The sequence below is a fragment of the Saccharopolyspora sp. NPDC002376 genome, assembly GCF_053593195.1.
Map to the genome: position 1 here is coordinate 89,539 of NZ_JBSFBZ010000023.1, position 10,554 is coordinate 100,092.

General features: G+C 68.7%; 10 protein-coding genes, 1 tRNA gene and 1 pseudogene. 4 read left to right on the forward strand and 8 right to left on the reverse strand.

The features are described 5' to 3' along the window. Window positions 1-39: 39 nt before the first annotated feature. The 4 genes from cofD to ACWCO2_RS17505 form a co-directional block, all read right to left on the reverse strand. The gene (cofD, locus tag ACWCO2_RS17490; RefSeq protein WP_450128759.1) at window positions 40-1,020 is read right to left on the reverse strand and encodes a 2-phospho-L-lactate transferase; all 981 of its coding nucleotides are present in this window, start codon (window positions 1,018-1,020) and stop codon (window positions 40-42) included. Beyond that, on the reverse strand, window positions 1,008-1,346 hold the full coding sequence (locus ACWCO2_RS17495) for a hypothetical protein (RefSeq protein WP_450128760.1): 339 nt from the start codon (window positions 1,344-1,346) through the stop codon (window positions 1,008-1,010). The genes cofD and ACWCO2_RS17495 overlap by 13 nt, the downstream gene beginning before the upstream one ends. Window positions 1,347-1,417: 71 nt before the next feature. After that, a complete protein-coding gene (locus ACWCO2_RS17500; protein WP_450128761.1) occupies window positions 1,418-2,209 on the reverse strand; it encodes a nitroreductase family protein in 792 nt (263 codons plus the stop codon). Between the two features lie 10 nt (window positions 2,210-2,219). Further along, a complete protein-coding gene (locus ACWCO2_RS17505; RefSeq protein WP_450128762.1) occupies window positions 2,220-3,779 on the reverse strand; it encodes an AMP-binding protein in 1,560 nt (519 codons plus the stop codon). A 155-nt stretch (window positions 3,780-3,934) separates the two neighbouring features. On the opposite strand from ACWCO2_RS17505, the gene ribA reads away from it, so the two are divergent. The 4 genes from ribA to ACWCO2_RS17525 all read left to right on the forward strand — a co-directional run bounded on the left by ribA (window position 3,935) and on the right by ACWCO2_RS17525 (window position 6,476). Continuing rightward, window positions 3,935-4,573, forward strand: a complete 639-nt coding sequence (gene ribA / locus ACWCO2_RS17510; RefSeq protein ID WP_450128763.1) for a GTP cyclohydrolase II — start codon at window positions 3,935-3,937, stop codon at window positions 4,571-4,573. Window positions 4,574-4,725: 152 nt separating this feature from the next. Further along, entirely contained in the window at window positions 4,726-4,947 is a 222-nt protein-coding gene (locus ACWCO2_RS17515; protein WP_450128764.1) for a zinc finger protein, read from the forward strand. A gap of 68 nt (window positions 4,948-5,015) precedes the next feature. Then, window positions 5,016-5,732 (forward strand): NADPH-dependent F420 reductase, encoded by a 717-nt coding sequence (gene npdG, locus ACWCO2_RS17520; protein ID WP_450128765.1) that lies wholly within the window; start codon window positions 5,016-5,018, stop codon window positions 5,730-5,732. A 111-nt stretch (window positions 5,733-5,843) separates the two neighbouring features. After that, window positions 5,844-6,476 (forward strand): response regulator transcription factor, encoded by a 633-nt coding sequence (locus ACWCO2_RS17525; RefSeq protein WP_450128766.1) that lies wholly within the window; start codon window positions 5,844-5,846, stop codon window positions 6,474-6,476. Between the two features lie 71 nt (window positions 6,477-6,547). Here the strand turns inward: ACWCO2_RS17525 and ACWCO2_RS17530 are convergent. The 4 genes and pseudogenes from ACWCO2_RS17530 to ACWCO2_RS17545 all read right to left on the reverse strand — a co-directional run. Beyond that, window positions 6,548-6,654 (reverse strand) — tRNA-Asn (locus tag ACWCO2_RS17530). Between the two features lie 687 nt (window positions 6,655-7,341). Continuing rightward, complete coding sequence (locus ACWCO2_RS17535) at window positions 7,342-7,569, reverse strand: hypothetical protein (protein WP_450128767.1); 228 nt, start codon at window positions 7,567-7,569, stop codon at window positions 7,342-7,344. A gap of 62 nt (window positions 7,570-7,631) precedes the next feature. Beyond that, the gene (locus tag ACWCO2_RS17540) at window positions 7,632-9,128 is read right to left on the reverse strand and encodes an amidase (RefSeq protein WP_450128768.1); all 1,497 of its coding nucleotides are present in this window, start codon (window positions 9,126-9,128) and stop codon (window positions 7,632-7,634) included. Between the two features lie 375 nt (window positions 9,129-9,503). Continuing rightward, a pseudogene (locus ACWCO2_RS17545) lies at window positions 9,504-10,223 on the reverse strand (cation diffusion facilitator family transporter); the annotation flags it as partial. Window positions 10,224-10,554 lie beyond the last annotated feature (331 nt).

A 10,554-nucleotide genomic window follows, 5' to 3' on the forward strand; every position in this document is an offset into this window, starting at 1 on the left:
TCCTTCGTCGAGAACTCGGCCCGGGCGAACGGCAGGCCGCTACGTCGCCGCCAACGTCCCGGTCCCTGCCTGGACGTCCAGCACCTGCCTCGCGAGCGACACGCCGTCCTGCGGCGCGTTCACCAGGGTCGGCATCGTGACGGTGCGAATGCCCATCTCGTTGATCTCCGAGGCTTCCGCGGCGTCCGCCTCGTCGACCACGAAGACGTCGCAGATATCGCGGTACATCGCCGCGACACCGGCCGCGTTGTGGCGCAGACCGCGTTGTGCCAGCAGCGCCGCGCGGCTGCGGGCCCGGGTCGCCTCACCTGGGTCGAAGATCGGAACATCGGACACCACCGGGGTCACCGCGATGACCTGGGCCGGGGTCGTTCGCAGCGCATCGCGCACGCCCGGCAGAGCGAGCGCCGGGCAGATGCTGGCCACCGGGTTGCTCGGCCCCAGCACCACCAACCTGGACTGCGCGATGGCTTCCAGCACGCCGGGAGCCGGGAGCGCGCCGTCGATCCCGCGGTAGTTCGCGGCCTCGACCGCGTCGCGTGCCCCGCGGCGCACCAGGAATTCCTGGTAATGAAGGGTCTCCCCGGTGGCCACCCGCACGAACGTGGTGACCTCGGCGTCCGTCATCGGCAGCACCCGGTGGTGGACTCCCATGCCGACGGCCAACCGGGCGGTGACCTCCGAGAGCGTCCGGCCTGCTTTCAGCAGCCCGGTCCGCAGCAGGTGGGTGGCCAGATCGCGATCGCCCAGCTGGAACCAGGTCTGCTCCCCCAGCCCGCTGAGCTCTGACATGCACCGGAAAGTCTCGTCCGCCATCCCCCACCCGCGTTCGGTGTCCTGGCGCCCGGACAACGCGTACAGGACGGTGTCGAGGTCCGGGCAGATGCGCAGCCCGTGCAACCACAGGTCGTCGGCGGTGTTGACGACGAAGGTCAGCGGTTCCTCGGCGATCTCGGCGATGCCGCACCACAGCCGGGCGGCGCCGATGCCGCCCCCGAGCAGCGTGATCAAATCAACCACTCCGGCATCTCCGGCGGCACACGCCGCCCGTTGGCGATGAAGAACGCCCGGATGACGTTGCCCTTGGCGACCTGCTTCCCCCTGGGCACGTCGAGCTGCTCGGAGAACTCCTTGATCTTCGCGGTGTAGAAGCCGCGCTTGCGGTACTTCCGCGTCTGGGTGTTGAAGATCTCGGCGACCATCTCGTCCGGGGTGCGCTCGACGAACTCCGCGAACGCGCGCAGCGTGTCGAGGCGGCCCACGCGCTCGTCCTCGGTCAGGTCGGAGTCGAGCTGGTCGGCGTAGCGGCGAACGGTTTCGAAGTCGGTGAACAGATTCTGTGACATTGACTCTCCCGAAGTGGAACTGCGGCGGTGGGTGGCGGCGATGTCGGCAGCGCGACATCGCCGCCGGCACGTCACTCCGGCAGGCCGAAAAGCCCCGCCAGAGCACGGATCTCCGCCTTGCGCCACGGCTGCGGGGCAGCCGCCTGGATCTCGCCCGCCTCGACCAGCTCCTGCACGACCTCCGGGTCGCGCTCGAAGCTCTCGCCCCACTTGCCGCGGAAGTACAGCTTCTCGAAGTCCGGGCGCGGCCGCTGACCGCCCGCCTCGGCGTCCTCGGCCGGGTAGCCCAGCAGCTGGATCTGCGCCGGGGTGGCGTGCTCCGGCATGCCCAGCAGCTCGCGGATCCGGTCGCGCTTGCCGGTCAACAAGCCCGTGCCCAGCCCTTCGTCGACAGCGGCGAGCAGGGTGGCCCCGATGGCCAGGCCCATCTCGATCGCGCTCAGCCACTCGGCGAAGCGCTCGTCACCGGCCAGCACGTTGAAGTCCGGCGTCTTCATCGGGACTTCGTCGACGAACTGCTCGCTCCAGCCGTAGCTGGAGGTCAGGGCGCCGACTTCGATCAACTTGAGCAGTTCGGGACGCATGCTCTCCCAGCCGCTCATGTCGATGGTCCAGTAGATGTGCACCGGGGCCTGCGCCGCGGCCGGCTGGTTGTACAGCGCCTCGCAGAGCCCGTCCCAGATCTCCTTGGGCGTCTCCTCCCGCACCACGACGACGGCCTTGCGGATCAGCTGGGCGTTGCCGTGGTTGGACTGCAGGCGGGCCGCTTCCAGCACCTTCTGGATCTTCGCCGAATCCACCGGGCGCCACGGCTGGTAGTAGCGGATCGACCGCCGGGTGCCGACGACCTTCTTGAACTCCATGGTTCTCCCTTCACATTTCCGGCGAAGTGCCGGAAGACTCGTTGCGCAGCAGGTGCTTCTGGATCTTTCCCACCGAGGTGCGCGGCAGACGGTCGACGAACTGCACGAACTCGGGGACCTTGAACTTCGCGAGCCGCTGCGCGCACCACTGCCGCAGTTCCTCGGCGGCGGCTTCGGCGGCGGCGTGCAGGACCACGAAGGCTTTGACCGCTTCGTCCCGCATCGAGTCGGGCACGGCCACGACCGCGGACTCGAAGACCGCGGGGTGCTCGTTGAGCACGCGTTCGACCTCGGTGGACGCCACGTTCTCCCCGGACCGCTTGATGACGTCCTTGGCGCGGTCCACGAAGTGCAGGTAGCCGTCCTGATCGGCGCGCACGGTGTCCCCGGTGTGCAGCCACCCGTCGCGCAGTGCTTTCGAGGTCGAGTCCGGGTCGTCGAGGTAACCGGTCATGAGCGTCCGGCCCGGCTCGCCGCCGACCAGCAGCTCGCCTGCCTCGCCGGGTTCGACGTCCTTCCCCGACTCGTCGACGATCCGCAGCACGGCTCCCGGAACCGGGCGGCCGATGCTGTGCGGGCGGCGATCTCCGTGCAACGGCCCCATGGTGGGCGGCGTGACGGTCTCGGTCATCCCGTACAGCTGCACCACCGGTACGCCGAACCGGGCTTCGAACTCCCGCAGCGCGGCTTCGGAGACGTTCTGGGCGAACATCCCGGCCCGCAGCCGGTGCCTGCGGTCGTGCTCTGACGGCTCGGCCGCCAGGATCATGCGCATGGGGGCCGCGAACAGGCTCGTGACCGTGGTGTCGAGCGCTGCTGCTTGCGCCGACCACCGGCTAGCGCTGAACTTCGGTGCCAGGCCGATCGACGCGCCGGTCACCAGGGCTGACATCGTCGAGTAGTACTGGGCGTTGCCGTGGAACAGCGGCAGCACCACGAGCTGCCGGTCGTCCGGCCCGAGCCGCAACTGCCCGGCCACCGTCTCGCCAGCCGCGGCGTAGGCGGCGTGCGAGACCAGAACTCCTTTGGGGCGACTGGTGGTTCCCGATGTGTAGAGGACGCTGGCGGTTTGCTCCGACGTCGTGTCCTCGACCGCGTGCGGCGAGCTGGCACGGACACATGCGTCGAAGTCGTCCGCACCGCCGGAACCGACCACGAAAACGGGTGTTCCGGCTGCGGCCTCCACCACCACTGGGTGTAGATCCCGCTCGGTGATGACCGCTCGGCAGTTCGCGTGCCGCAGCACGAAGCCGAGTTCGTCCGCGCTGGCCAGCGGGTTCGTCGGTACCAGAACCGCGCCCGCCAGCGCCGCGCCGAACCAGCTCTCGTAGAACTCGGGTTGGTTCGTGAGGTGCACGTTGACGCGGTCGCCGGGGCGGATCCCGGCATCGCGGAGCAGACCGGCGACCTGCCGGGCCCGCAGGAAGAATTCGCCGTAGCTGGTCGTGCGCACCTGGCCCGGATCCTGCTCGAAGGCGAGGAAGGGGCGGCGAGGCGCGTAAGTGGCGTGCCAGGCCAGCAAGCCGTGCAGCGTCCGCCCGTCACCGGCGGTCAGCGTTCTTGTGAGCACGGCAACAGCGTTGCCCGGCGAGATCAGACCACCATCAAGTAATTCTCAACATTTCATTGTCCGGGCGGTTCGACCGCCGCCGGTGCATACCGTGATCGACGGCAACGTCACTGACCGGACGCCGCGTCCGGTTCGAATGTCAGGGAGGCGGCACGATGTCCCATCCCGCGGTGGACACCACCGGGTCAACCACTTGTTCAGGTCGGGCGACCATTCCCACGCCGCACGGAGATTTCCAGGCGGTGGCCTACCGCGCCGCGGACGGTGTCGAGCACGTCGCGCTGGTCCACGGCGAGGTGCGCGGTTGCGAACCAGTGCTGGTCCGCATCCACAGCGAATGCCTGACCGGCGACCTGTTCGACTCCCTGCGCTGCGACTGCGGGCCGCAGCTGCAGGCCGCGCTGGCCGCCATCGCGCGGGTGGGCCGAGGCGTCGTGGTGTACCTGCGTGGGCAGGAAGGACGCGGGATCGGCATCGGGCGGAAGCTGCAGGCGTACGACGTCCAGCAGTCGCTGGGGTTGGACACCGTCGACGCCAACACCCACCTGGGGCTTCCGGTCGACACCCGCGACTACGGGGTCGCCGCGGAGGTCCTCACCGAACTGGGCGTTCAACGCGTTCGGCTGCTGACCAACAACCCGGACAAGCAGCACGCCCTCCAGCAGCACCGCATCCCGGTGGTCGAGCGGGTGCCCCTGCAAACGCAGCCCACGCAGCACAACATCGACTACCTCACGGCGAAGCGGGACCGGCTCGGACACCTCCTGGACCTGCCCATCACAATCGCGCGCTGACGGCGGGCACCTGACCAGAGCGCAAGGCTCTCGCAGTGGCCGGCAGTCACCGGCGGGCCTCACGGCCACGGGCGACAGGCGAGCGGGGCAGTCGCAGCAAATTCCCAGATGGCCTGTCAGCGGACAAGTGCCGATCAGCGGAAGGAGTCGAAATGTTGCCTGATGGTACGAAGATCGGGCGGTGGCAGCCGGTCAGCCGTGGTCGGCACGCCTTCGATCGGGCCGCACGAAACGCCGAACCCGGGTTGGTCGCCAAGGCGTTGTGCGGCGTCGATGTCAGTACTGACGAACTGCAGCGGATCGCACCGGAGATCGCCTGGGTACGCGAGGACACCTGCATGGCGTGTTGGCGGGTCCTCGCCTCCCGCCAGTAGCCGAACCGTTCATCGGAGGCCGGCGAACAGCCAGAATTTCTACCCCAACTACGCGACTAGGAATTCCGATGATGAAGGAGAACGTCAAGGTGCCTGCCCCGCGCGCCGCTGAGAACCCGCTGAGCCCAGCCGACATGGTGGTCGGTGTGCTGGGCGGCACCGGCGATCAAGGTCGCGGCCTGGCCCGCCGGCTCGGCCTGGCCGGGCGCGAAGTCCTGATCGGTTCCCGATCCGCCGATCGGGCGCGTTCGATCGCGCGAGACCTCCCCATCGCGACCGGTATGGACAACACGGAGTGCGCAGCACGCGCGGACCTGGTCGTTGTGGCGGTTCCGTGGGACAGCCACGCGCCGATCCTGTCCAAAGTGGCCGATGAGCTGATCGGCAAGATCGTCGTCGACTGCGTGGTCCCGATGGGGTTCGACAAGCGCGGGGCCCATGCGCTCGACGTGCCGGAGGGCAGCGCCTGCCTGCAGGCGCAGCAGATCTGCCCGGAAAGCCGGGTGGTCGGCGCCTTCCACCACGTCTCCGCGGCTTTGCTGCTGGACCCGTCGGTACCGCTGGTGGAGACCGACGTGATGGTCGTCGGCGACGACCGCGCCGCCACCGATGCGGTCATCGAACTGGCGGACACCATCCCGGGCATGCGCGGGATCTACGCCGGCGGGCTGCGCAACTCCCGCCAGGTGGAGGCGCTCACCGCCAACCTGATCTCCATCAACCGCAGGTACCGGGCCCATGCCGGGGTCCGGGTGACCGATGTCCCGCGGACCCTGGTCCGCTGATTGCTTCTCGATCGCTGTCGAGGCGGCCCGGTCACACTCGGCAGCCGGCTACACCCGGCCCCGGGGAATCCCCGCCGGGCCGTCGGAACGGATGCGTGGAACGGAGCGGCCATGGAAGCGAAGCGTCAACTCGGCGACCAGCGAAACCCTTCGCAAGTCCGAGTGCTCGTCGCGGACCGCCACCCTGTGGTGCGGTCCGGAGTCGGCTTACTGCTCGGGGGCGGCCGGGCGTTGAAGCTCGTGGGGTCCGCGGGGACGGGGCGCGAAGCGATCGAGACGGGCGCCCGCACGCATCCAGACGTCGTGTTGCTCGACTTGTGCTTCAGCGACCTGCTCGCGCCCGAGATCATCACCGAACTGCGGCGCAGGGACCCGCACGTCCGCGCCGTCGTCTTCACCTCCTCCCCGGAGCACGCCATCGCGAAAGCCGCGATGAACGCCGGGGCCCGCGGGGTGCTGCCGAAAGAAGCGGGACGCGGCGAGATCGTGCGCACCCTGCTGGTGGTCGCCCGTGGGGATGGGCTTCCCCAACCGCCGCGCCGTCGGAAGCGCGGCTTGATCACCACCCGCGAGTACGACGTGCTGCGCAGGGCCGCGCTGGGCGAGAGCACCACCGAAATCGCGGCGGCCATGTTCCTCTCCCCGAACACGGTCAAGGGATATATGAAGAACACGCTGCGAAAGCTGGACGCCCGCAACAGGATCGAAGCAATCACCAAAGCGCGCAGCCTGGATCTGCTGTAGAGCTTGGGCAGAGGTTGGAGGCCGCAGCTGCGGGTGGTTTCGAAGGTGCAGGTGGCATCGTCGGCAGCCGATGGATCCCGAAACCCGAGATCGAGTTGATCACTGCTGGAGATCTTTGATCAGCGAACCTCGAACCACCCGGGTAACAACCGGGTGCTCTGCCGTTGAGCTAGCGGGGAAAGGTCCCGCCGGGCGCTCGAACTCCCGGTAGCAGAGGAGGAGCGCACACGGCGGGGTGTGGGCAGGCGGGGCGACTAGTGCCGCACTCCCGCCCGCACTCTTGGACCGGTCAGCGGCGCCCCAACAGGCTCGCGCAATCGGCAGACCTCGAAGGTCCGAGGGGGTCTACTAGTGATATCTGCGAGCGCCGTGATTCATTGCTCACGTGGGTGGGTGTAAACGCGGCGGGCGAGTAGGTGGGGTTTTGGGCCTGAGAGTGGGGTTTTGGGGCTCTCTGTATTGAGTCCTTATAGAGAGAGTCCTATAAGGGGTTGATACGGAGAAGGGGTCAAAATCCCACTCTGAGGGCCAAAACCCCACTCTCCAGCCCCTCCGCCGCGCCGTGCCGCAACGCTCACGACCCGTGTAAACGCAAAAGGCCCCGCCTCCCAACGAGGGAGACGGGGCCTTCGGTTAGCGCACGCACGACAGACGGACTGGAGGCCGTCCGGGCGCGAGGTGTTCTGTCCGAACTCGGCGGCGGGCTTGACCGTGCCACAGGATGGGCAGCGCTTCGCGGCGCGGGTGATGCGGGGCTCGGCGGTGTCGGCGGCGGCACTCCGGCGGCGGATCTCGCGGAGGAGGCGAGACGCTGCGGCCTCACGCTCCTCCGGGTCGGTGATGCCACCGACGATGGCGGTCATGCTCATTCGGGGATCTCCTCCTTCTCGGCGGCGTCCGGGTGGCCCTCCTCGGACCAGCCCACCCAGACGATTCCGTGTGCGGCCTCGACGGCCTTGAACAGGGGAACGACGCGGCCGTCCGAGGGGCGAGCCCGCGTCATCGCGGCGGGCTTGCCGCACGCGGGCTCGCCCCGGCGGTTCCGGCCGGGCTTGTGGGCGTCGAAGTTCCTGATGGTGGAGAAGTGCGCCACGCCGGACGAGTTCGGAAACAGCCTCTATAGCAGAGAAAGCACTCACGGGCCTTGATCGCGGATCAGCCTGCTTCCGAGTTGGTCTCGAAGGCGTGGGCGACCTGGTAGAGGGTCGCCTCGTCCCAGTGGCGGCCGATGAGCATCATACCGATCGGCAGGCCGTCGCCGGTCCCGCAGGGCAGGCTCAGCGCGGGGTGGCCGGTGGCGTCGAACGGCGCGACGTTGACGATCATCTCGAACGCCCGCTGCACGATCAGCTCGCGCGAGGCGTCCTCAGGCGGCAGCGGTGTCGCCTTCATCGGCAGCGTCGGCATGAGCAGGACGTCGAAGTCCGCCAGCGCCGCGTCGTAGGCGGCGGTGAGGGTGCGGGCCAGGTTCTGCGCCTTCGCGTAGGTGGCACCGCCGTAGCGGCGCCGGAACAGGTTCCCGACCAGCATCGACGCCTTCAGCGGCTCGCTGAACTCGTCGACCCGCGCCTGCCAGCCGCGCATCGCCTCCAGCAGGCTCGTGACGTACTGGCCGCGCCAGTTCATGCCGAACCCGTTGCCGAGCAGCATCTGCCACACGTGCCCTTCGAAGGCGATCGGGCTCCAGATCGCCACGCCCGAGCTGTGCAGTGGCACCGATACTTCCGCGACCTTCGCGCCGAGCCCGGCCAGCACGCCCGCCGCCTCGCGCACCGCCTCGTCCACGTCGGCTTCGGACCCAGCCAGGCCGAAACCCTCGCGCACCACACCGATCCGCAGGCCCGCGCAGTCCCCGGTGAGCGCCCTCCCGTACTCCCCCGTCCGGGTGCCGACCTGGCGCGGATCGAGGCCGTCCGGCCCGGCGATCACCTCCAGCAGCAGCGCATTGTCAGCGACGTTCGCGGTGATCGGACCGGCGTGGTCGATGGTGGCCTCGATCGGCATGATCCCGGTGTAGGGCACCAGGCCGTGCGTCGGCTTCATCCCGACCGCGCCGCACCACGACGACGGGATCCGGATGGAACCGCCCTGGTCCCCGCCGATGGCCAGGTCCACTTGCCCGGCGGCGACCAGCGCGGCCGACCCAGAGGAGGAGCCGCCGGCGGAGTGCGTCGGCCGGTGCGGGTTGCGGACGGGCCCGTCGGCGTTGGTGTGCGAGCCGCCGGATAAGCAGAAGTACTCGCAGTGCGCTTTGCCCGCGATGGTCGCGCCGGCGTCGAGCAGCCGCGTCACCACCGTCGCGTCGATGTCCGGGACGTACCCCTTCAGCGTCGACGAGCCGTTCATCATCGGAACCCCGGCGAGGCACACGTTGTCCTTCAGCGCAACGGTGCGACCCGCCAGCGGCCCGTCGTCGCGGGTGCGCAGCTCCGTGCGCGCGTACCACGCGCCCAACGTATCGTCATCGGGCTCGTGCCACTGCCGTTGCGGGATCTCCACCACAGGCTCCGAGAGCGCGTCGACCACCCGGTACGCCTCTACGTTCGCCGCGATGAGCGCCAGGTAGGAGTCGGTTGTCGCATCGTCGAGGTCGAGCCCCAGTTCCGCTGCTGCGGCTTGCAGTTCTGCCCGATCCGGATCCGGCACAGCCATCGCTACCTCCCACGTCTTGGATCACGCGAAGCTACGCAGCCGACGGCCGATGGGGGTAGACCTTTTTGGGTGTGACAAGGACAGGAGCCTGTTGTGTTTTCGACGAGAACGGCCGAACCGACCCACCAAAACCGGTTCGATCGTTGCCGTTCGGCTGTCAGCGGCCATCTCAGCCGTGATCGGTTGATCATCGTTCGTAGTGGCGTGATATTGCAACAGGCTCATAGACGCCACAAACGGGCCGTTCACTCGCACCCATCGCTGGATTTGCCGTAGGTAGTTTGAGCGCCTCGACGCTTCAGAGACACGAGGCGCCCCACCACAACGCCGCGTGCCGAACAGCCTCGATAGCGGCTCAACGGCTTGCGGTCCTGTTCAGCGCCGGTGGTGTGCGACCAGGTCGTGGTCGGCGGTTGCCTGTGGGCCCGCCGGGTGGGTGTGGATCACCGCGCCGCCGAGTCTCGGCAGGGCGTGCCACAGGCGGTGTTCGGCGTCGTGCGCGATGCGGTGCGCATACGCCAGGCTCAGCTCCGGGGCGACGTCCAGTTCGGCCTCGGTGTGCAGCGCGTGACCGATCCAGCGCATCCGCAGCCCGTCGACCCCGCGCACCCCGGGCGCGCTGGCCAAGGCCAGTTCCGCGCGGCCGACCAGCTCGGGGTCCACCGCGTCTAGCACCCGGCCGAGGACTTCCTTCGCCGAGCCCCAGATCACCGCGACGATCGCCGCGGTGATCAGCAGGCCGATCACCGGGTCGGCCCACCGCCAGCCCAACGCAGCGCCACCGGCCGAGCCGAGCACCGCGAGGCTGGTGAACCCGTCGGTGCGCGCATGCAGCCCGTCAGCCACCAGGGCGGCCGAACCGATCTCCCGGCCCACCCGGATGCGGTAGCGGGCGACCAGCTCGTTCCCGGCGAAGCCCAGCAGCTCGGCGGCCGCGAGCCAGCCCAGGTGATCGACCTGCTGCGGGTCGATCAGCCGCCGGATCGCCTCCCAGCCCGCCATCGCCGCCGAAGCCGCGATCATCGCGAGGATGACCAGCCCGGCGAGGTCTTCGGCCCGGCCGAGCCCGTAGGTGAAGCGGCGGGTCGCCGCGCGCAGCGACTACGGCTGTCGAATTCTCGTTGGGAACCGAGAAAATGCATTGCTCGCAACAACTTTCGCGCATTCTCGCGGCACCCCGTGAAGGAAACCCGACAATCTGCCTCCGGCAAGAAGCAGCACCCGAAGAATAGTGATCAGAAACCGCACATAACCAGCACACCCGGCAACAGGATTCCCACGAACAGCCCGGGCAGTGAGTCGGGCGCGTTCGGGATGCCATGCTCTTCGATTCCGGTACCGGTGGCGGCTCTTGGAGGGCGAGTTCGCCCTCCGGCATCTTCGGTCCCACGCGACGCGCGGGCCGGTTGAACAACATCGTGGTCAA